This is a genomic window from Streptomyces sp. NBC_01426, assembly GCF_036231985.1.
Lineage (GTDB): Bacteria > Actinomycetota > Actinomycetes > Streptomycetales > Streptomycetaceae > Streptomyces.
On the sequence record NZ_CP109501.1, the window covers coordinates 36,234 to 55,996 of the forward strand.

General features: G+C 68.3%; 17 protein-coding genes. 7 read left to right on the forward strand and 10 right to left on the reverse strand.

Annotated elements, in window-relative coordinates:
• Nucleotides 1-77 precede the first annotated feature (77 nt).
• Nucleotides 78-479 (reverse strand): hypothetical protein, encoded by a 402-nt coding sequence (locus OG906_RS34640; protein ID WP_329448254.1) that lies wholly within the window; start codon nucleotides 477-479, stop codon nucleotides 78-80.
• Between the two features lie 210 nt (nucleotides 480-689).
• Nucleotides 690-1,874 carry an alcohol dehydrogenase catalytic domain-containing protein gene (locus tag OG906_RS34645; protein WP_329448255.1) on the reverse strand — a complete coding sequence of 395 codons (1,185 nt, stop codon included), beginning with the start codon at nucleotides 1,872-1,874 and terminating at the stop codon, nucleotides 690-692.
• A gap of 785 nt (nucleotides 1,875-2,659) precedes the next feature.
• Between OG906_RS34645 and OG906_RS43720 the strand changes: the two genes are divergently transcribed.
• The gene (locus OG906_RS43720) at nucleotides 2,660-3,220 is read left to right on the forward strand and encodes a hypothetical protein (protein WP_443067476.1); all 561 of its coding nucleotides are present in this window, start codon (nucleotides 2,660-2,662) and stop codon (nucleotides 3,218-3,220) included.
• A 306-nt stretch (nucleotides 3,221-3,526) separates the two neighbouring features.
• Nucleotides 3,527-4,618 (forward strand): IS630 family transposase, encoded by a 1,092-nt coding sequence (locus tag OG906_RS34655; protein WP_329448256.1) that lies wholly within the window; start codon nucleotides 3,527-3,529, stop codon nucleotides 4,616-4,618.
• A 15-nt stretch (nucleotides 4,619-4,633) separates the two neighbouring features.
• Here OG906_RS34655 and OG906_RS34660 read toward each other — a convergent pair whose 3' ends face one another.
• Entirely contained in the window at nucleotides 4,634-5,080 is a 447-nt protein-coding gene (locus OG906_RS34660) for an ATP-binding protein (protein ID WP_329448257.1), read from the reverse strand.
• An 813-nt stretch (nucleotides 5,081-5,893) separates the two neighbouring features.
• Here OG906_RS34660 and OG906_RS34665 point away from each other — a divergent pair.
• Nucleotides 5,894-7,102 (forward strand): FUSC family protein, encoded by a 1,209-nt coding sequence (locus OG906_RS34665; protein WP_329448258.1) that lies wholly within the window; start codon nucleotides 5,894-5,896, stop codon nucleotides 7,100-7,102.
• Between the two features lie 198 nt (nucleotides 7,103-7,300).
• On the opposite strand, the gene OG906_RS34670 is transcribed toward OG906_RS34665, so the two are convergent.
• Both OG906_RS34670 and OG906_RS34675 read right to left on the reverse strand, forming a co-directional pair.
• Nucleotides 7,301-9,577 (reverse strand): catalase, encoded by a 2,277-nt coding sequence (locus tag OG906_RS34670; RefSeq protein ID WP_329448259.1) that lies wholly within the window; start codon nucleotides 9,575-9,577, stop codon nucleotides 7,301-7,303.
• A gap of 191 nt (nucleotides 9,578-9,768) precedes the next feature.
• Nucleotides 9,769-10,224 carry an SRPBCC family protein gene (locus OG906_RS34675; RefSeq protein WP_329448260.1) on the reverse strand — a complete coding sequence of 152 codons (456 nt, stop codon included), beginning with the start codon at nucleotides 10,222-10,224 and terminating at the stop codon, nucleotides 9,769-9,771.
• A 226-nt stretch (nucleotides 10,225-10,450) separates the two neighbouring features.
• Between OG906_RS34675 and OG906_RS34680 the strand changes: the two genes are divergently transcribed.
• Nucleotides 10,451-10,726, forward strand: a complete 276-nt coding sequence (locus OG906_RS34680; RefSeq protein ID WP_329448261.1) for an isoamylase early set domain-containing protein — start codon at nucleotides 10,451-10,453, stop codon at nucleotides 10,724-10,726.
• A gap of 602 nt (nucleotides 10,727-11,328) precedes the next feature.
• Here the strand turns inward: OG906_RS34680 and OG906_RS34685 are convergent.
• From OG906_RS34685 to OG906_RS34700, 4 genes are read right to left on the reverse strand one after another with little or no spacing between them, the layout of a single operon-like run.
• Nucleotides 11,329-12,240: a glycosyltransferase family 2 protein gene (locus tag OG906_RS34685; protein ID WP_329448262.1), complete on the reverse strand. Its 912-nt coding sequence runs from the start codon at nucleotides 12,238-12,240 to the stop codon at nucleotides 11,329-11,331.
• Nucleotides 12,225-13,244 carry a glycosyltransferase gene (locus OG906_RS34690; protein ID WP_329448263.1) on the reverse strand — a complete coding sequence of 340 codons (1,020 nt, stop codon included), beginning with the start codon at nucleotides 13,242-13,244 and terminating at the stop codon, nucleotides 12,225-12,227. The genes OG906_RS34685 and OG906_RS34690 overlap by 16 nt, the downstream gene beginning before the upstream one ends.
• The gene (locus OG906_RS34695) at nucleotides 13,241-14,305 is read right to left on the reverse strand and encodes a glycosyltransferase (RefSeq protein ID WP_329448264.1); all 1,065 of its coding nucleotides are present in this window, start codon (nucleotides 14,303-14,305) and stop codon (nucleotides 13,241-13,243) included. The genes OG906_RS34690 and OG906_RS34695 overlap by 4 nt, the downstream gene beginning before the upstream one ends.
• Nucleotides 14,306-14,307: 2 nt before the next feature.
• The gene (locus OG906_RS34700) at nucleotides 14,308-15,342 is read right to left on the reverse strand and encodes a glycosyltransferase family 1 protein (protein WP_329448924.1); all 1,035 of its coding nucleotides are present in this window, start codon (nucleotides 15,340-15,342) and stop codon (nucleotides 14,308-14,310) included.
• Between the two features lie 1,361 nt (nucleotides 15,343-16,703).
• Here OG906_RS34700 and OG906_RS34705 point away from each other — a divergent pair.
• The 3 genes from OG906_RS34705 to OG906_RS34715 all read left to right on the forward strand — a co-directional run bounded on the left by OG906_RS34705 (nucleotide 16,704) and on the right by OG906_RS34715 (nucleotide 18,689).
• Nucleotides 16,704-17,033: a plasmid stabilization protein gene (locus OG906_RS34705; protein WP_329448265.1), complete on the forward strand. Its 330-nt coding sequence runs from the start codon at nucleotides 16,704-16,706 to the stop codon at nucleotides 17,031-17,033.
• Nucleotides 17,034-17,152: 119 nt separating this feature from the next.
• Nucleotides 17,153-18,043 (forward strand): SDR family oxidoreductase, encoded by an 891-nt coding sequence (locus OG906_RS34710; RefSeq protein ID WP_329448266.1) that lies wholly within the window; start codon nucleotides 17,153-17,155, stop codon nucleotides 18,041-18,043.
• Between the two features lie 88 nt (nucleotides 18,044-18,131).
• The gene (locus tag OG906_RS34715) at nucleotides 18,132-18,689 is read left to right on the forward strand and encodes a cysteine hydrolase family protein (protein WP_329448267.1); all 558 of its coding nucleotides are present in this window, start codon (nucleotides 18,132-18,134) and stop codon (nucleotides 18,687-18,689) included.
• A gap of 353 nt (nucleotides 18,690-19,042) precedes the next feature.
• On the opposite strand, the gene OG906_RS34720 is transcribed toward OG906_RS34715, so the two are convergent.
• A complete protein-coding gene (locus OG906_RS34720) occupies nucleotides 19,043-19,549 on the reverse strand; it encodes a DUF5133 domain-containing protein (protein ID WP_329448268.1) in 507 nt (168 codons plus the stop codon).
• Nucleotides 19,550-19,763: the final 214 nt, after the last annotated feature.

Consider the following 19,763-nt stretch of genomic DNA (forward strand, 5'->3'; position numbering starts at 1 on the left):
GCATCAGTCCTACGGTGAACGCGTAGGCCAGGCCGCCGAACACAAGGGTCAGGCAGAGCAGGAACATCGTACGCATATCAGTCACCCTTCAGGTCGCACCGGTACGGGTGGCCCTGCCGGGGCGTACAGCCGGCAGCCGTGACCTTCCAACCGTCGGCAAAAAGAGCCAGGAACACGCTGTCGTGCGGATAGACGACACGCGCCTGCGAGCCGTACACGACCGCTGTCCGTGCCGGTTCCCTCGCGCCGGTCAGCTTGAGGCCCTGCAGGGCGGCCGGACAGGGCTCCTCCTGCTCCAGTTCCTCCCGGATCCCGGGGGCCAGTGCTTCGCACCCACGGGGGCTGTCCGCGTCCGCGAGGGCCCGCTCGAACGTCGCGGCCGCGGACCTCGCGGCCTGGCTCCTCTGATCAGATGTGGCGCACCCCGTGAGCGCCAGACACAGCAGGGGCAGCACGGAACGGACGACGATCGGGCGCATGGCCCGAGCATGAACGACAGATCCCGGCCACCGGAACAGGTCGGACGCGACACGCACGGCCATGCCCCGAGGGGAGGAAACTGCGGACGCTCACCAGCCGACGGGGCTGCGCCACCGATGGGCTTGAGCGGGGCAACCGAAGCCCCGGCCCTGGCCCGGCCGGCCGATGGTCGTGCGAACTGGCTCGCCGTCGGCCGGCCGCGTTCCGGTTCAGGGGGTGAAGAGGATTTTGACCGCACCGTCCTGCTTCTTCTGGAACATCTCATAGGCCCGGGGAGCTTCGGAGAGTGGCATCCGGTGGGTGGCGAAGTCGTCGACGCCGAGCGGGTCGTCGTCGGTGAGGAGCGGCAGGAGGTCGTCGACCCAGCGCCAGACATTGGCCTGGCCCATGCGGAGTTGGATCTGCTTGTCGAACATGGTCAGCAAGGGCATCGGGTCGGCGCTTCCCCCGTAAACGCCGGACAGGGAGATGGTGCCGCCGCGGCGCACGAGGTCGATGGCGAGGTACAGCGCGGAAAGTCGGTCGACACCGAACCGTTGCATCATCTTGGCGGCCAGGGCGTCCGGCAGCATGGTGGTCAGGTGTTGGGCGCCCTTGGCAAGGGGTGCGCCGTGGGCTTCCATGCCGACCGCGTCGATGACGGCGTCCGGGCCGCGTCCGCCGGTCAGTGCGCGGACCTCGTCGGCGATGCCTTCGCCGTATGTGTTCAGGTCGAGGGTGTGGACACCGCGGGCGTCGGCGCGGCGGAGGCGTTCGGGGACGAGGTCGATGCCGATGACGAGGCCGGCTCCGCGGTGGGCGGCGATGCGTGTGGCCATGTCTCCGATGGGGCCCAGGCCGAGTACGGCCACCGTGCCGCCGGGCGGGATCGCGGCGTACTCGACGGCCTGCCAGGCGGTGGGCAGGACGTCGGAGAGGTAGACGAAGCGGTCGTCGGGTCCGTCGGCCGGTACCGGGATGGGGAGGGTGTTCCCGAAGGGGACCCGGAGGTATTCGGCCTGCCCGCCGGGTACCTGCCCGTACAGCTTGGTGTAGCCGAAGAGGGAGGCGCCGCTGCCGTACTCGTGGACCTGGGTGGTCTCGCACTGGGACTGGAGTCCGTGGTCGCACATGTGGCAGGTGCCGCAGGATACGTTGAACGGGATGACGACCCGGTCGCCCGGCTTCACGCGGGTCACGTCGGGGCCGACTTCCTCCACGATGCCCATGGGCTCGTGGCCGAGGATGTCACCGGCGTCGAGGAACGGGCCCAGGACCTCGTACAGGTGCAGGTCGGAACCGCACAGGCCGGTGGTGGTGATCTTCACGATCACGTCGGTGGGGTCTTTGATGACGGGGTCGGGCACGGTGTCCACGCGTACATCGCGCTTACCGTGCCAGGTCAAGGCCTTCATGCTGACTCCTCACTTCGCGTCCTCCGGGCACACCTTGTTTCCGGACCTGGACCGACGGCTGGCTGTTCTCTGGTGGTCCAGTGCCTGTGCGGCTACCCCGCCAGGGCGGCTTCCGCGCAGCCGACCAGTCCTGTGGGTTAAGCCCGCACCATGTTCGGCTGCGGCTCGGGTGCGACTGGGGAACCGCGCCGAGTCACCGTCGATATCGGCTCGAACGCCGCCTTTTTCACTCACAGGGGAGCGGCGCGGGCTGTGCCCCAGGCTGGGGATCAGCTCTGCCGCCCTGGGGCGCGCCGGCACTGCACGGCGTCTCGGGCGGGTTGGGGTGTCCTTTCCCATACGGGTCGCTGCAGGCGCCAGCGTCCCGTTCGTACTGTCCACCACGGCGGCACTCATATCGATGAGCGGACCGAAACCGAAATCTGCCCGGGGAAGGAGACCCCGTGATCCGGCATTCTCACCTGCCGTAGTCCCATCTCCGCTGAGTCCCGGCGGGGACTCGCCGGCGAATCCGAGCGGAGGGTGTTGGCCTGGCGGCTGCGAGATCGGGCAGGTGAGGCGGGTAGGGCTCTCGCACGGGAGGTGGTGGTCGGATTGTTGGGTTTGACGGGGATCGACGTGGTGTACGCGTGCGCGGGGCTGGGGGCTCTGTGTGCGGCGGTGCTGCCCACCGCGCTGGCGAAGCGACCGCTGTCACTGCTCATGGTGTTTCTGGCGGCGGGATTCCTGGTGTTTCTGCTGCCCTCGAAGCGCTCCCCGATCTCGACCCCGTTCGGCATCGCAGCATGGTGGAGCACCTCACGGAGGTCTGTGTCGTGGTCGCGTTGATGGGCGCGGGTCTGGCCATCAACAGGCCACCGGGGCTGCGGGCCTGGGCGACGACATGGCGACTGTTGGGCCTGGCCATGCCGCTGACGATCCTGCTGACGGCGGCTGCGGCGGGGTGGCCGCTGGGATGGCCGCCGGCCGTTACGCTGCTGGTGGCGGCCGCTCTCGCTCCCACCGACCCGTTCCTCGCGGCCGAAGTGCGGGTGGGCGAGCCGACCGACGAGGAAGACGACGAGGACGAGGTCCGCTTCGCGTTGACGTGCGAGGCCGCCGGGTTGAGAAGGGAGTACCGCCGGCCCCATCCGCAATGCCAGCCGGCAGCCGAGGTGTCAGCAGCCTGGCGATGTCCGGTCCGTGGACCGGTGCGCGGCTCTCGGCAAGGTGGTGCTCCCGCGACGTCCTGGACGTTGTCCTGGTCGACCCGGATCTGGTGGCGGAGATCAGCGCCGACAGCGCTGTCGACCACGGTGGTGTCCAGCGGCGTCCGGTGCGGTTACGCAGTCTGCGCCTGGACGTGACCGCTGAGGACGCACCACGTTTCGGGTCAGCCCAGAAAGAAACGGGATGAAGAAGCCGCTCCCGTTACTAGGTTCGGATCCACGCTGCACGAATCAGCGAGGAAGAATGACGGGCAATACCCGTCATTGGCACGCGCTCAGCAACCCAGGCGTGTCCCACCCCTCGGCAGCGGCGACCCGTGCAGGCCTGGCCGAAAGCGGTGCCCGAACGCCTCGGATAGCGGGCGCCCGTTGGGACCCGAGCCGACCCGCATCAAGGCGACCGGAGTCTAGTGACCTGAGTCGGAGGTTTGTCGTTAGTTCGGTATGAGTCGTCCTGGTCCGAAGATTCCGCCGTTGTCGGTGACCGTTGCCCAGCGTGCTGTGCTGGAGGGTTGGTTACGTCGTCGCACGACGGCCCAGGCGTTGGCTCAGCGGTCGCGGATCGTGCTGGAGTGCGCGGACGGGCACTCGGTGATGGAAGTGTCGCGCCGGCTGCGGATCGCTCCCGATACGGTCCGCACCTGGCGGCGGCGTTTCATCGAGCACGGTCTGGACGGGCTGGGCGACGAGCCGCGGCCCGGCGTCCCGCGGAAGATCACCGATGCCGATGTCGAGCGGGTGATCGTCAAAACGCTGGAAGAGACGCCGAAGAACGCGACGCACTGGTCGACCCGCTCCATGGCGGCGGCGACCGGGATGTCGCAGTCGACGGTCTCCAGGATCTGGCGGGCGTTCGCGCTGGCCCCGCATCGTTCGCAGACGTTCAAGTTGTCGACAGACCCGCTGTTCATCGACAAGGTCCGCGATGTGGTGGGCCTCTACCTCGACCCGCCGGAGAAGGCCCTGGTTCTCTGCGTGGACGAGAAGTCGCAGATCCAGGCCCTGGACCGGTCCCAGCCGGTCCTGCCGATGATGCCCGGCGTTCCAGAGCGCCGCAGCCACGACTACATCCGCGCCGGCACCACCACCCTCTTCGCCGCCCTCGAAGTCGCGACCGGCAGGGTCATCGGATCACTGCACCGCCGCCACCGGGCCGCCGAGTTCAAGAAGTTCCTGACCAAGGTCGACAAAGAGGTCCCCGACGGCCTCGAGGTCCACCTGATCCTGGACAACTACGCGACACACAAGACGCCCGACATCAAGAAGTGGCTGCTGGCCCACCCGCGGTTCCACCTGCACTTCACGCCCACGAGTGCGTCGTGGCTGAACCTGGTGGAGCGGTGGTTCGCCGAGCTCACGCAGAAGAAGCTCAAGCGCGGAGTCCACCGTTCCGTCCAGGCCCTCGAACGCGACATCCGGGCCTGGCTGACCGCCTGGAACGACCAGCCCAGGCCCTTCGTCTGGACGAAGACAGCCGACGAGATCCTCGACAAGGTCGCCGCCTACTGCCACCGAATCTCTGACTCAGGTCACTAGCTGGGTGCCGCTGAATCACTCGCATCGAGGAGTTCGACCAGCGCAAGCCTTCGGCACTCCGAAGTCCAGGCCGCTCCAGGAGCTGGGTTCAACCGGGGGGAGTTGGATGAATGCGGTGACGGTCTTGCCGGTGTCATGAGGGCGGATCTCCGTACGGTTGGCGATCTTGTTGACCAGCAGCCATCCGAACCCGCCCGGCACCTCGACGGGCGTACCCGGCATGTGTGGGGGCAGTGAGGACGCGTCCGATACCGCGACAGCCACGGAGTCAAGGAGAGGTCGGACGTGGAAGTCGGTCACGCCGCCAGCGTGGCGGACGGCGTTGGAGACCAGTTCTGAGACGACCAGCAGCACGTCGTCCATCAGACGCTCGCCCACGTCGGCCGCCGCCAAGACCTCGTGGGCGATCGCTCGCGCGTCCTCGCATGTCAGATCTACCGGGCGACCTGATGTGTTCCCCATCGCCCCTCCTTCCGAACCGCGCCTTCCCCTTCTCCCCCACGCAACCCACCAGGACACCGGTTTTCCGGGCCCTGGCCTGCCATCCTGCGGCGGGCTCTCGCCCTAGCCGCCGCTCGCGTGCCGAACTTGGAGAACCTCCAGGTCAGCCCTGTCCTGCTTGGTGCGGCTGCGCGCGAGGGGCACGGCAGCAGTGGAGGGCCGGGTTTGTGCTGGCCGGCCGCGCGCTCGGCGGCGCCGTCATCGAGGGCGAACAGTAGATTCGCCCCGGTCATCTCCAGCAGCCGGGCCAGTTGTAGCGGGAGGGGCCCCAGCAACAACAGATCGTACGCCCCATGAACTCGGAGCAGTGGGTTCAGGAACGAGGATCGGCGAACGTGACCCCACGAAGGTCCAGGGCCAGCCGTTCCACTCTGGGCGCGGCGATTGCCTCGTCGCACGCGGCAGCGAGAACGCCTTCCGTGTCCGCGTCGAACTCTCCGAAAGACTGAACCACTCGCAGACCATCGTGATCGGACTGGACCGTCACCCTCGGTTCCACAATCACACTCCTCATGTATACGGCAAAGCCTCAGGCTGCCCAAAGGTCAGCCGGGACGCCACATCCCCCATTCGAGCACCCTGCCGTGCCGTCGCCGCCCCACCCCACTCCAAGGAGGGCGGGGTAGTCCGGACGCCGGGCAGCGCTGCCTGTCGTCTTGTCTTCGGCGCCGGCATCGCCTTCGAGATCGGTTGGCGGCAGCGACGCGTGCCCGCTGCCGGGCACCGACGTTTGTCAACGGCCGTTGGGGAACAAGACCCAAAGAGGTGATCGATGTGACCAAGCAGGGTGAAACAGGTAGAAGAGTCCAGGTGGTCGTCAGGGAGCAGGCCGGCTTCCTGCGGCGTGCGGTGGGCGGGTCGGGGCATGAGCGGGACGCTCTGCTGTTGGGCGCGAAGACTGTGGTTGCCGCCATGGTCGCCTGGGTCTTGGCCCGCTATCTGTTGCCACCGACGGTGTCGACATTCGCCCCGTTCACCGCGTTGGTCGCTTTGCAGGCCACGGTGTACCGGTCGGTGCGAGATTCCGCCCAGTACCTCGTCGCGATGGCGGCGGGAGCGGCGCTGGCCGCGACGTTGGCAGCGGTGTTGGGCGTTCACGGTTGGACGTTCGGCCTTCTGACTCTGATCGCGCTCTGTATCGGGAGGATCCGGCGGTTCGGACACCAGGGCACGCAGGTCGCCATCGTCGCCTTCTTCGCGTTCTCCTCCGGACAGGGAAAGATCGACTACGTCGGGCACCTGGCCGCTTCCGTGATGCTCGGCGCACTGTGTGGCCTCGCGGCCCACCTGGTACTCGCGCCGGCCCGCCATATTCACCACCGACAGCAGGCCGTCTCGGACCTCTACACCGCCGTGAGCCGGCGCCTCGACGACCTGGCCGACGTTTTCGAGGGCGCGGATCGCCACGTTGAGTGTGTCCGGCAATGGCGCCGTGACTGGCGGCGCCTGTCCGTGGACTGTGAGCGCATCCGGCAGGGCATCGACACCGAGGTCGAGAACAGTCGTCTTCACCCCCGCGGCGGCCTAGGCAGCACCGACGCGGCTTTGCCCCGCGCCCGTGCTGCCGTCACCGTCGCGGAACGGGCCATGGATCATCTTCGTTCCATGACGCGCGCCCTCGACTACGCCCTGGACAGCGGCGAGATCACAAACCTGACCGCCTCGTTCAAGGCCGGCTTCTGCGCCCTGCTCCGCAAGGCGGCCGCCGCGATGGAAGAGATCGGCAAGACATCCCCCACCGATTCGAGCCGACTCGCCGCCCTGCTCGACGATGCGGAAGCCGAACTGGAGCGCATACAGCAACAGGAATGGGCGCCGGCCGAAGCCCCGCCGGAGGTACATAGCCTGCGCGGCACGCTCCTCACTGACACCGGCCGCCTCCTGGCCGAGCTCCGCTCAGGCCACCACTCTCTCGCGCTCCATGTCGTGAACGCCTCATCCGCCACGAGCGACGTGCGCCCCGAAGGCGGCTGGTCGGCGTAGCGAAGAACGAGGTCGGCAGAGCGCTGCAGTCGTCATGCTGAATCGCTGCGGTCGCCCTTGCCACCTCCGAGGACCCCCGTGACGCCCCCCCCCGGTGCGCCTGCTCGTCGTCGACCCCTCGATGCGCAGTGCGGGAGTGGCCTCATGTGTGCCGCGGCCACGATATGCGTGGCCGCGGTCCACGATCGGTGCTGGAGGTCAGACGCCGGTGGGGAAGCGTTCCCAGACCCGGTGGGAGCCCATCAGCCGGACGACCTGTTCCAGTACGGCGCTGCCCGAGTCACCTTGGACCACGCCGGCTGCATCGGAGGGGATGTTGGCCGCAGACAGGACGGCTTCGCCTCCCGCCCACGCGCCGATGGCCTTTCCGTGGCGGAAGGCTTCGTTGAGCAGGAGTGGGAGCCTGGGGTCGGTGGGTGTGGGCTCGGTGTCCACGACCTTGGCGTCCCGAGCGCCGTAGGCGTCGGCGCCGCGGCCCGGGGTGCCGGCGATGAGGAGGGCGTCGAATTCGATGGAGCGGGCGGTGGCGAAGGTGCGCTGGATCGTGAGAGGGTCGCCGCCATCGCTGTCGATCATTCCGCCGGCGGGCGCGATGAGGAGAGGGACCATTCCCGCGTCCAGGACCGCCTGCCGCACGGTGCGGACTCCGTCCAGGTCGCCGGCGGCATCGGTGACAATGCCGACAATCCGTCCGTCGGTGGGCCAGGTGCGGCCCAACTGGGAGAGTGCGGGGCTCGGCTCCGGGTCGGTGAGTGAACTGTCCGCCGCAGGCGCGGGAAGGCCCAAGCCGGCGGCGACCTGTTCGCACAGTTGGGGGTCGATGTTGGCCAGGACGCCGAGTGCTCGTTCCTTGATCGCCTGCTCGTAGCACTTGCCCAGTTCGAACGTGTAGGCGGCGATGATGTGCTCGCGTTCCGGCGGGCTCATGCTGAGCCAGAACAGGCGGGGCTGGCTGTAGTGGTCGTCGAAGGAAGCCGGGGCTTCACGGACCTTGCGACTCTCTGCGACCTGGGCGGGTACCTCGATGAACGCTCCGGTGTCGGCGCCTGCGAGGAAAGGGCATCCGCCGTCGAGGCTGTTGGGCCGGTAAGGGGCGACGCCGCGGTGCACGGCGGTCTGGTGCATGCCGTCGCGAAGCATGTCATTGACCGGGGCGTGGGTCCGGTTGATCGGCAGCTGCCCGAAGTTGGGTCCGCCAAGGCGGGTGAGCTGCGTGTCGAGGTATGAGAAGAGCCGGCCCTGGAGGAGGGGGTCGTCGGTGACGTCGATGCCGGGGACGAGGTGGCCGACGTGGAAGGCGACCTGCTCGGTCTCGGCGAAGTAATTCGACGGATTCGCGTTCAGCGTCAGCAGGCCGATCGGCTGGACCGGCGCCAACTCTTCGGGGACGATCTTCGTCGGGTCCAGGAGGTCGATGCCCGCGAACGTCTGCTCAGGGGTATCGGGGAACGTCTGGATACCGAGCTCCCACTGCGGATACGCGCCGGCTTCGATGGCGTCGGCGAGGTCACGACGGTGGAAGTCGGGATCAACGCCCGCGGCGATCTGCGCTTCCTCCCAGACCAGGGAATGCACCCCGAGCTTCGGCTTCCAGTGGAACTTCACCAGCGTGGCGGCGCCCTCGGCATTGGTCAGGCGGAAGGTGTGGACACCGAAGCCCTCCATCGTCCGATAAGAACGCGGGATGCCACGATCGGACATGTTCCACAGGGTGTGGTGGGTGGCCTCGGTGTGCAGGGAGACGAAGTCCCAGAACGTGTCGTGGGCACTCTGCGCCTGGGGAATTTCCCGGTCGGGGTGCGGCTTTCCGGCGTGGATGACGTCGGGGAACTTGATGGCGTCCTGGATGAAGAAGACCGGGATGTTGTTGCCCACCAGGTCGAAGACGCCCTCCTCAGTGTAGAACTTCGTCGCGAACCCTCGAGTGTCGCGCACGGTGTCAGCGGACCCGCGAGAGCCGAGCACGGTGGAGAAACGTACGAACACCGGCGTTTCCGCGTCCTTGGCGAGGAAGGCGGCCTTCGTGATGCCGACAGCCGTGCCATAGGCCTGGAAGACGCCGTGAGCCGCCGCGCCACGGGCGTGGACGACGCGCTCCGGGATCCGCTCGTGATCGAAATGCATGATCTTCTCGCGCAGGTGGTGGTCCTGCAGCAGCACCGGACCACGCGGCCCCGCCTTGAGCGAGTGGTCGGTGTCGTGCAACCGGGCACCCTGCGCGGTGGTCAGATACGCGCCGCTCTGCGCCATCCGAGCCTGCTCCGCGCCCGTGGGTTGGCCGGTGGGACTGACGGTCTCCGGGCCGTGCTGGTCCGCCTTCGGCGGCAACGGCTCCGCCGGCTCGGTCGGCTCGGCAAACGGTGGTGAGACCGGTCCGGGCTTGCCCGGCACACCGTCCTGCGGCCCGCCGTCATCGCCGCGCAGCGTACCCGTGATCTTCTGAGCCGCGGCCTTGAGGGGGTTTTGCTCGTTCATCTTGCTCCTTACAGTCTGTAGCCAAGAGCCATGAGAAAGTTGCCATACCTACACATTCAGGCATTACCGACACGTCAGGACTCACCAGGACGGCCCGCTGGGCTCACCGGTGCAAAGCACACAGCCGTCCGCCGCGACAACGCCGCAGTGGTTATGCGAACCGAACTCGCGCACCTCGCTCTCCCGGAGGCTCAGACGCGCTGCCGTGGACGGCCAGTCGATTCTTCGGCGACTTTGGCGAGGCGCCGGAGCATGTCGCGGTGGCGAAGCTGGATCAGGGTGTCGAGGACCGGGTTATGCAGGGCCCCACCGATCCCGCGCAGGGGGTGTTCGTCCACGATGACCAGCGACTCTTCGCCCCAGGCGCGGATCTCGATGGCCACTCGGGCGGTGCCCAGAGGTCCGCTGTCGACTTCCAGCTCCAATTCGTCCGGCGCCTTCACCCGCCGAACAGTGGTAATTCCGGACCCGGTCCACGGGCCGACCCGAACGGTGTACTCGAGGGCAGAACCACATTCGGGCCACAGGCCACCGGCTACTCGCGAGTCAGAGGTGCCCACCACCCAGTCGGCATATCGGGAACCATCACAAAGCACGGCCCACACCTCGTGCGGCGCGGCATGAATCAACCGGTGCCGAACAGCCATCGTTCCTCCCGGGTCGTCAGATATCGGTCCTGTCCGACTTCCCGGAATCTCCCCTGCTACCCCTCCCCAGAGCGGAGGCGCGGGAGCCTCCCGCAATTCTCAACGTGGAGAAGCGTCGCGCCGGACGTGCGGCCGGGGGATCCGCCCAGGTGCGAGCTGCCGCCCGGGTACGGAGTATGAGCGCACCACTTCCATCCATCGTCAGCACGGTCAGGAGCCGAGCCTCATGCTGGAACACACACCTCACGAGGACCGCACCGAGGTCACCTTCGTCCTTCCTGCGGACATGCCGCCGGGGCCGGTCAGTGTGGTCGGTGACTTCAACGACTGGCAGCCTGGCGTCCACACCCTGCAGCCGCGCGAGGACGGAAAGCGGGCCGTCACGGTCGCACTGCCCAGAGAAGGCGCCCACACCTTCCGCTACCTGGCCGCCGGCGACTACTGGTTCAACGACGAAGCCGTCGGCGACCAGGACGGCCCCAACAGCCGGCTACGCACCTGAATGGACCAAAACCGCGTCACCTTCGGTCATCCCGGACGTTGTTAGCCGCGAGCGGCCGGTTCCAGTGCCTGGGGACGGTATACGTGTGACGGCCCTGCCGCTTCCATCAGCGGCAGGGCCGATCAACAGACGAAGACGGGCGGGCCGCAGGCCGATCCAGCTGTCCGAAAAACCTGCCGAGCCGCCGCTGTCGACGACGTCCACGCGGCCCGAAGACCTCGGCGCCGTCCGCTTCGCTCGCGCGGCAACTTTTTCCCTTGCAGGTCTTGGCGCAGGTCTGCTTCTCGTCTTCTTCCAGGGCTTCGCGGGTTTCCAGCCCCGTGGAGATGCACGTTTTCGCATAGGCACGTGGCGGCCAGTGCGTACTCAATGCCGCGGCGACTCGCGCGCCGCCCACCCACGCAGCGGGGCGGCCCTGCGACCAGCGCGGCAGCGGAGAGGGCTGCGGGCCGTACGACCTCAGTCTCAGTGGCGCGGCCAGCCACTTCGAACAGGACGATCACGTATGCGCGTACTCGCCCCATCTCGTGACATCGGAGCGGTATTCCGTCGTACGTAGGTGACACCGGTTTCCCCGCACACCGTCCCTCCGGGCTGGCACGTCAGGGCTCTGCGGATCCCTCCTCAGGCATCTCGTCATGGCATGCCGACGTCCTCATCGGCCCCGGATCATGGCTGCTGAGCGACCGTTGTTCAATGGCCCGTCGTCGCCAGCTCTTGGTTGCCGAAACGTATTCCACGAGGCCCTGGGCTTCGAAGGCCTGCAGCCATCCCTCCATCGGCCATGCCCTCCAGCGCCGCTGGTAGATGGCGCCGTTGCGGAGGATGTCGTCGATGTGCTGGACGGGGGGAATTTGTGTGGGGTGGTGCTGGTGATAGGCGGGTGCGCCGCCCACCCACCACAGGTCTACCCCCTGCCGTGCTGCGGTGGAGGCATAGTCGGTGTCTTCGCCGCCGTATCCGGTGTAGTCCTCGCAGAACCCGCCGATGTGCTTCCAGGTATTGGCGGTGAGTGCGAACGACAGTGACCAGAACAGTCGGGGGTCTCCTCCGCGGACGATCTGTCCGTCCGCGGGGGCGGGGCGTGCCGGATGTGGCGGGGCCAGGCCGGCCAGTTCGTCGAGGTGGTAGCCGTGGGCGGGTGGCGGCGGGAGGTAGGCGACGGTGCCGCAGAGCAGGACGCGGTCCTGGGCGGCACGGGTGTACCCCTCGAGGAGGGTGGGGCCCGGGACGCAGTCCACGTCGAGAAAGATCAGCAGGTCTGCGCCCGCCGCGAGGGCACGCGCGGCCCCGGCGTTGCGAGCGGCGGCCAACGGCAGGCGTCCGTCCGCCAAGGGAAGGGAGATCACGTCCGCGGCCGGCCTCCGATTTGCCAGGAGGTCCTGGATCGTGGGATCGGCCATGGAGACGACGACGTAGTGGTCCGGGGCGCGCCGGCCGTGTGCGAGGCCGTCCTGCTGCAGGCGCAAATGAGAGTGCCGACCCGCAGCAAGGGTGATCACCGCGGTGCGCATGCGAGCCGCCTTGTCGGGCGCAGGGTCAATTCGGTGAGCAGGCGGCCCGCCCTGCGGGCGCCGTCGCCGAAGGACCAGTGCTTCCAGCGGTCCTCGCGAGCGGCTGCTTCGGCCAGCAGAGCGGTCCAGGCATGCGGGGGCGGCCAGGTCTCCCGTACGGTCGCCAGGCCTGCCGCGTGCAGGGCTCGGGCGGTGGCGTGCTGTTCCCCGAAGGGGCGGTCCTGAGGGATGACGATGGTGGGAACGCGGGCTGCCGCGCACTCCGCGACGGCGTTCTGCCCCGCGTGCGTGATGACCACGTTCGCGCGGCACAGTACCGGCCATGGGTCACCGCTCCAGGCGGCACGCGGGCCGCCGAGGAAGGTCCATGACCAGTCCGGGGTGGCGCGGACAGCCTCGTCGAGCTGGCGTTCGGTGACGTCCGCTCCTCCTGCCCCCAGCATCACCACCACTTCTTTTCGGGCGGCCGCCCCGTCAACGTCCGGCCGGGGCCGCGGGCGGCCGTCGTAGCGGGAGATACTTCCGGTATGGAGGGTTTTGGCGTGCCAGTGCGGGGGCCAGTCCGGTTCGGGTAGGGATTGCGGCCACGGTGCGATGAGGGCGTCCGCGAGGTCGTAGGCGAGGCGGTGGGCTTCGTCTCCGCGGTCGCCGCGCATGGCGGCGACGACGACGGGGGCGCCCATGAGGCGGGCCAGGGTGGCCGCTTCCACCGACACGTCGCTGACGAACAGAGCGGGGTCCACTCGTTCGATCCACTCGGCGATGGCGCCCATCCGTTCTCTGTGGCCCGGGTGACGGATCGGCACCCAGTGCAGGCGTCCTCGCGCCGTGGGGTCCACGGGGGCGTCCGTCTCGTCTGGTGGCAGGGGCACCCAGCCGCCTGCCCACGACTGCGGCTTGGGGAGGGAGGACAGGATGGTCAACGGGTGCTGCACGTGCGCGGCGATGCACTGGGCTCGGTGCAGGTGGCCGCGGCCCTGGTGGTGGACGTAGTAGCCGATCACCGCGCGACTTCCTCGTACAGGTCGGTGTAGGCGTCGGCGGTGCGGTCGAGGGAGCAGAACTGCTCCGCCCGTCGGCGTGCGTCGCGACGGTCGAGTTTCGTGGCGCGCGGGATGAGTTCCGCCAGCGCCTCCACGTCGCCGGGCAGGGCCAGCAGACCGCAGTCCGGTGTGAGGATCTCTGACAGAGCGCCCCGGTCAAAGCCGCACACCGGGGTTCCGCAGGCCAGAGCTTCGGCGACGACGAGTCCGTACGGCTCGTCCCAGCCGGGTGTGACCAGAGCCGCGCTCGCGGAACCCAGCAGCTCGACCAATCCGAGCCGGTCGAGGTGGCCGATGTACCGCACGCCCTGTCCCAGCAGGGGCGCGATCTGCTCACGGAAGTAAGCCCGGTTTGAGATCGGTCCCGCGACGCGCAAGGGCACTCCGGCCGTGCGCGCGGCTTCGATGGCCAGGTGGGGTGCTTTCTCGGGAACCAGGCGGCCGGTCCACACGAGGTCACCGCCGCCGGGGCCCGGTTTCCAGAAGTCGGTGTCGATGCCGTTGCGTACGACGCGTGCGGCGGGCACGGTTGCCTGCCAGGCTCCGGCGGTGAAGCTGCTGACTGCCGTGAACGTGACCGGGCAGTTGTCCTGGACCGTGATGGCGGACTCCAGCCAGGGGGTGGGCGGTGTGTGGAGGGTGGTCACCATCGGAACGCGGAGCGCCGACGCCATCGCTACGGGCAGGTGGTGGAGGCTGTTGTTGTGCACCACGTCGAAGCGGTGCTCGCCGTCCCGGGCGAGATCCAGCATCAGCCCCAGGTAGGCGTGATGCTCTTCCATCCACATCGCGCTGGGCATGCTGATATCGGAGCGAGCGGCGTCACTCAGCCTCGGGCGGCGCACGGGAAGTGCACGCGCTCCCAGCGCCGGGTCGGAGCCTGGCGCCGCGAACAGCTCGACGTGATGCCCGCGCTTGCGCAGCACGTGGGCAAGCCACCAGGTGTGCGCCTCCAAGCCGCCGGCGAACGGCTCCCTGATCGGGAAACGGGCTGACGCGATGAGGGCCACCCTCAGGTTCACGGTCACAGGATGCTCGCGTAGAGGGCGCGGTGGGCCGCGGCCAGTTCATCGCGCTCCCGGATGCGGTGCTTCACATCCGCGCGGGGGGCTGCCCGTTCTGTGTGGGCGCGCAATACGGCCCGGCGCAGGGAGTCCTCGTCCAGGCCGTATTCCTGGGAGTGTCCGTAGCTCAGGCACGGACGCTGCTGGGCGTAGAAGCCGCAGTCGGGAGCGGCCACCGCGGTGCCCAGGTCGTGGCATGCCTCAAGCCACCCGGAGTGGGTGCCGAACTGGTAGGGCAGCACCGACAGGTCCAGCGATTGCAGGTAGGACCAGAGCTGTTCGTCGTCGAAGTAGTCGTGGACGGTGAGCGTGAGGCGGCCGTGCTGCGCCAGCTCTTCAAGGGCCTTAAAGAGCTGGGGGGCATAGGCCGGGGAGGCCGGGTTCGCCACCTCGTGGTGGAGGTTGACCTGCAGCTCGGCGTCCGCGAGCTCGGCCACAGTCTCCGCGAGGACGTTTACGACCGGGAGGACGGACATGTTGGGGCGCAGACTCTTGGCGTGTACGCCGACTCGGAAGCGGTCACGAGTCGGTCGCGGACGGGTGAGGCCTGGCAATTCGACCACGTGAGGGTGGGGCAGTACGGTCGCCGTCCGGTTCCAGCGGCTTCGGATTCGCTCCGCCGCGCCGGCTGTCAGGGTGACCAGATGGTCGGCGGCGGGAATGACCACATCGAGGGCGGCATCATGCGTGGCAGGGTCGGGCTGATGCGGGTTGCGGAGGTCGTGCACCGTGTACACCAGCGGCTTACCGCGGCGGCGAAGGGCGTCCACGAGCGCGGATAGCTGGGCCGGACTCTGGGCGTCGAACCCGAAGTGGAGGTGAAAGATGTCGAAGTCCTCGTGGTGGGCACTCACCCAGCCGGGGTCGAGCATGACCGGCGGCCACCAACGTTGCGAGGTGCTGGGGGCACCGTTGGGCCGAGGGTCTTCCAGTCGCATCACACCGTCGGGCTCCGATGCGGAGCAGTGACGCACGTACACGTGCCCGGAGGGCACGGAAGCGACCCGGATCTCACGGGCGGTAGGGGCGTGCGGCTGCGGGACGGCCACTGAAGACTCCTGGTGAAAGAGTGCGGCTCCTGGGGGTGACGGGCCCTGCGGCCCGCAGTTCTCAAGTCTTAGCGGCCCGCAGTTCTCAAGTCTGCGAATCGCGGCCTCGTCACGCACCCTGACGCGGACGCCCGAGATTGCGCGAACCTCGCGATCGAGGCGCCGGGCCCAGCCAAGCGGAGGTGCCAGGAATCCGCCCAATGGGTGACATCGCGAGGCACTGCCGCCACATTGCCCGGCGGGCTTGTCTCCCCCAGCCGACTGCCCCGCCGAGGACCTTGTATGTCTGGACTGCCCACAGCTGGAGACATCGTTGCCAATCGGGCCCAGCGGCAGCCCGCTGCGGGCCCGCCGGGCATCGATGCTGCAGCGAATCCGGCACGTGCGCATCGCGCAGCCTCTCGGACGGACTACCTCGAAGGCGGGGCCACTCGCAAGCGCGCGAGAAAACGTGTCGCGTAGTGCGCGGTGGCCCACTCTGCTCCGTGGGTCTGGACGTCCGTAGTGCGCAGCACGTCCAGCACGGACGCACCGTTCATGAGGACCAGGCACGCCCCGCCCGTGTGAGGGATCCGAACGAGGAATTCCCTTACTCGCCTGTCTGCGCCGCCGCCATCCGGCGTCGCCCGAGCAACCCGTCCCACCGGGGCTTGCGCAGACAACCTTGTCAGTACGCCACACGCTTCTCCGTGCGACTGCGAACCGATGAGGACCAGGACGGTTTGGCCCTCAGACAGGAACTCGTCGACCGCGCCGCTGTCCCGAAGCTCAAGGAAGGCCATGGTTCGATGATCGGATGCCGGCGGCCATCCCGCTTCCCGTGGGCAACGGTCGCGCTCTTGAGGTTCTACCCCGCGTGCCGTCGCTTGCGGTCGTCCGCTTGTTGGTCGGCTACCGGGACGCTTCTCGATCCGGGCGGCCGGCCCAGCCGAGCGACAGGCCAGTGTCCGCCCAACACAGCGACAGGCCAGTGTCCGCCCAACACATGGAGCACCGGCGCCCACGATGCGCTGCGGTCCCGTTCGCCCAGAGGGCCGCCCCGGGCTCCGTGCGGCGCTACCCGGCCGAATGCCTATGCCCGTACCGTATTGAGGGAGATCGCCCGGTGCGGGGACTCGAGGCCGCTTTGGATCGGACCGTCGGCCGCGGCGTACCGGACAGAACCTTCCAGGCATCCACGCAGCCGAGGTCCGCAACGCGGCACATGGGTCCGTGTGGGGAGGTCTCTCGAACGGACCGCGTGAAATGCGGGCCGCTGCGGGTAGCAGCACCATGGCATGGGTGTCACATCGATGAAGGGTTTCGTCATGCCTCGAGGATCCAGCCCCAAGCGGGAACGCCAGTACGAGCACGTCAAGGAGTCGGGCGAGAAGCGCGGCATGTCCGAGGGGCGCGCGAAGGAGATGGCCTCCCGCACGGTCAACAAGGAACGCGCACGGTCGGGGGAAAGCAAGACGGCCAGCCGCAGTTCCACTCAGGGCAAGTCGGCCTCGCAGCGAGGCGGTCAGAAGTCAGGTGGAGGCGGCGGGCCTTCGGACAAGACCAAGGACGAGCTCTACCAGGAAGCGAAGAAGCGTGGTGTCGAGGGCCGCTCCACGATGACCAAGCAGCAGCTGAAAAACGCCCTCGGTCACTGAGCGGCAGCGTCCCGAAACGGCTGCCTCGTCACCCGCACCGTCGGCCCGTATCCATCCACCCCTCTGTCCGCCCGCCGTGTAACCCTCTTCCCGCGGGTCGGGCACCTTGCGGAGAGCCCATGTCTGAGCACGTGCCCGAAGTTCCCGACCCGGTGACCGGCCACCCCCGCCCCCCGTTCCCCGACCAGGAGCAGGATCATCCCGGCTCGACCGAGGAGATGGATCCGCGACCGGATCACGGTGAGGATTCCTACCAGGGCCACGGGCTGCTGACGAGGCGGGTAGCAGTTGTGACCGGCGGGGACTCCGGCATCGGCAGGGCCGTATGCCTGGCCTTCGCCCGGGAGGGCGCGGACATCGTCCTCACCCACCTGCCGGAAGAGGTCGACGAGGCGGACGAGACCGCTCGCCTCGTGCGGGAGGCCGGACGGACGGCTGTCGTCGTTCCGTGCGACATCCGCGACGAGACCGCGTGCGAAGCCCTCATCGACCGAGCCGTGCGCGACCTGGGACGCGTCGACATCCTGGTCAACAACGCCGCGTACCAGATGTCGCAGCCCGACGGGATCGAGGCGATCACCACCGGGCAGTTCGATCGGGTGATGAAGACCAACCTGTATGGCATGTTCTGGCTCACCCGCAAAGCCCTGGTACACATGCCGCGCGGCGGATCAATCATCAACACCACCTCTGTCCAGGGCTACCAGCCCAGCCCGCACCTCCTCGACTACGCGATGACGAAGTCGGCCATCATCTCCTTCACCCACGGACTGGCCCAGATGCTCGCCGAGCGAGGTATCCGCGTCAACGCCGTCGCGCCTGGGCCCGTCTGGACACCGCTGATCCCCGCCACGATGCCCGACTCCACGAAGTTCGGCGAGCAGTCACCCCTGGGGCGCCCTGCCCAGCCCGCAGAGATGGCGCCCGCCTACGTCTTCCTGGCCTCACCTCAGGCGAGCTACATCACCGGCGAGATCGTCAACGCCACCGGCGGCACGCCCTTGCCGTGACGCGCCTGTCCGTACCCACAGTGGCTGGCCCGCCCCCGGGTACCGCAGACAGTGGGCTCCCGGCAGCAGCACGAAGGTGGTCTTCCCGATGACGGACACGGCACTCATCGTGATCGACATGTTGAACACCTACGAACACGAGGAGGCCGAAGCACTCGTCCCCTCCGTGCGCGAAGCGCTGCCCGCTGTGCAGGAACTGCTCAAACGCGCCCGGGCCACGTCCACGGCTGTGATCTATGTGAATGACAACTTCGGCCAGTGGCGCTCCCACCACGGCGAACTCGTCGAGAGGGCCCTAAACGGCCGCTACCCCGAGCTCGTGAAGCCCGTCCTGCCCGATGGGGACTCCCTATTCATCGTCAAGGCCCGGCATTCCATCTTCTACGAAACACCGCTGGCGTACCTTCTGGGACAGCTCGAGGTGCGGCACCTGGTCCTGTGTGGGCAGGTCACCGAGCAGTGCATCCTCTACTCCGCCCTCGACGCGCACATCCGTCACTTCGACGTCACCGTGGTACCCGAAGCCGTCGCCCACATCGATGAAAAGTTGGCTCGCGCTGCGCTGCGCATGATGCGAACCAACATGTCCGCCGTTCTCGCCCCCCTGCACGGCGTGGCCTTCGACGCTCCGGATGGTCCAATCTGATCGGCATGTACCCGGGCGCGGGCGAACAGCTCGATAAGGCCGAATCCGGGCGACAGGCTCTGGGGCCTGGGCGGAGCATGTTGCGGGTAACGCGGACGACCCCACCGCGCGTGCAGGCGCTACTACCTTGACCCCTGCACGCCCTGGGGCGTTGTCCCTGAGACACAAGCGCAGCGCGACAGTCTCTGGCATATGCGAACGGCGCGGTGGGTGCGGGCGTCGCTCCGCTCGCGCACGGACAGACAGCGCCGGCCAACTCGTCCACCGCACGCTCGACGCACCGCCCGCCATACTGGGGCGCCTGACCGCCCGCTGCCCAGCGTCCGGAGAGCGTTGGACAGAGGCAGAAGAGCTCAGGCGTTGGTGTACTGGAGGGCTTCGTTGACCGCGGCATGAGGCGAGGGCTGCGCCATCAACACGCACAGCGTGTAGACGGCGTCGTCCACCGCCCGGCGGGCCTCCGGGTCGTCCGGGGCCGCACACAGACGGACCCGGGCGTCGAAGAACCGGCCCAGCGCCCGCTCTGCGTCTTCACGCGTCGGCAGCAGAAACGAGCCGGCCCTGCGGGACCCAGTCCCCGGCCTACGGCCGGCCTGCACGGCATGATCCAAAGCCTGCTCGATGTCTGCGGGCAGGGGGGTGCCGCGGGAGCCGGCGACCATCGCCCGCGCGACCTCGCTCTCTGCCAGACCGGCTCGCGTGGCTGCGGCGGACAGGACCTGTTCGGCCAGATGAGCGGGGCCGGGCAGCGTAGCCATCAGCATGCCGACCGCCCATGACCGCGCCGGCTCGGACAGGGGTGCCGCCGGCGGAGTGCCCGGCCCCTGGAGACGAGGAGTGGGAAGAACGTCGGCGGTCATGAAGATCACACTCCTACGAAAACGCGGCCCCTCGGCACGCTCCTGTTGAACATGTGCCCGCCGAAACCGGTGCAATGCACACCGGAACCCCGCAGGGTCGCAGTCCCCCGGGGAAGCCTGCCGGGAGAGACGGAGAGGGCGAAAGCGGTCTGCGTCCACCCGCCGTCCGCGTGCCTGCTGCCGCGGAGGGTCGCGGCTGGTAAGGATGAGGGCC

Bases quoted from the DNA above. Each gene is read 5' to 3' on its own strand.
- OG906_RS34640 (WP_329448254.1), bottom strand. From the start codon at position 479: ATGCGCCCGATCGTCGTCCGTTCCGTGCTGCCCCTGCTGTGTCTGGCG.
- OG906_RS34645 (WP_329448255.1), bottom strand. From the start codon at position 1,874: ATGAAGGCCTTGACCTGGCACGGTAAGCGCGATGTACGCGTGGACACC.
- OG906_RS43720 (WP_443067476.1), top strand. From the start codon at position 2,660: ATGGTGGAGCACCTCACGGAGGTCTGTGTCGTGGTCGCGTTGATGGGC.
- OG906_RS34655 (WP_329448256.1), top strand. From the start codon at position 3,527: ATGAGTCGTCCTGGTCCGAAGATTCCGCCGTTGTCGGTGACCGTTGCC.
- OG906_RS34660 (WP_329448257.1), bottom strand. From the start codon at position 5,080: ATGGGGAACACATCAGGTCGCCCGGTAGATCTGACATGCGAGGACGCG.
- OG906_RS34670 (WP_329448259.1), bottom strand. From the start codon at position 9,577: ATGAACGAGCAAAACCCCCTCAAGGCCGCGGCTCAGAAGATCACGGGT.
- OG906_RS34675 (WP_329448260.1), bottom strand. From the start codon at position 10,224: ATGGCTGTTCGGCACCGGTTGATTCATGCCGCGCCGCACGAGGTGTGG.
- OG906_RS34680 (WP_329448261.1), top strand. From the start codon at position 10,451: ATGCTGGAACACACACCTCACGAGGACCGCACCGAGGTCACCTTCGTC.
- OG906_RS34685 (WP_329448262.1), bottom strand. From the start codon at position 12,240: ATGCGCACCGCGGTGATCACCCTTGCTGCGGGTCGGCACTCTCATTTG.
- OG906_RS34705 (WP_329448265.1), top strand. From the start codon at position 16,704: ATGCCTCGAGGATCCAGCCCCAAGCGGGAACGCCAGTACGAGCACGTC.
- OG906_RS34710 (WP_329448266.1), top strand. From the start codon at position 17,153: ATGTCTGAGCACGTGCCCGAAGTTCCCGACCCGGTGACCGGCCACCCC.
- OG906_RS34715 (WP_329448267.1), top strand. From the start codon at position 18,132: ATGACGGACACGGCACTCATCGTGATCGACATGTTGAACACCTACGAA.
- OG906_RS34720 (WP_329448268.1), bottom strand. From the start codon at position 19,549: ATGACCGCCGACGTTCTTCCCACTCCTCGTCTCCAGGGGCCGGGCACT.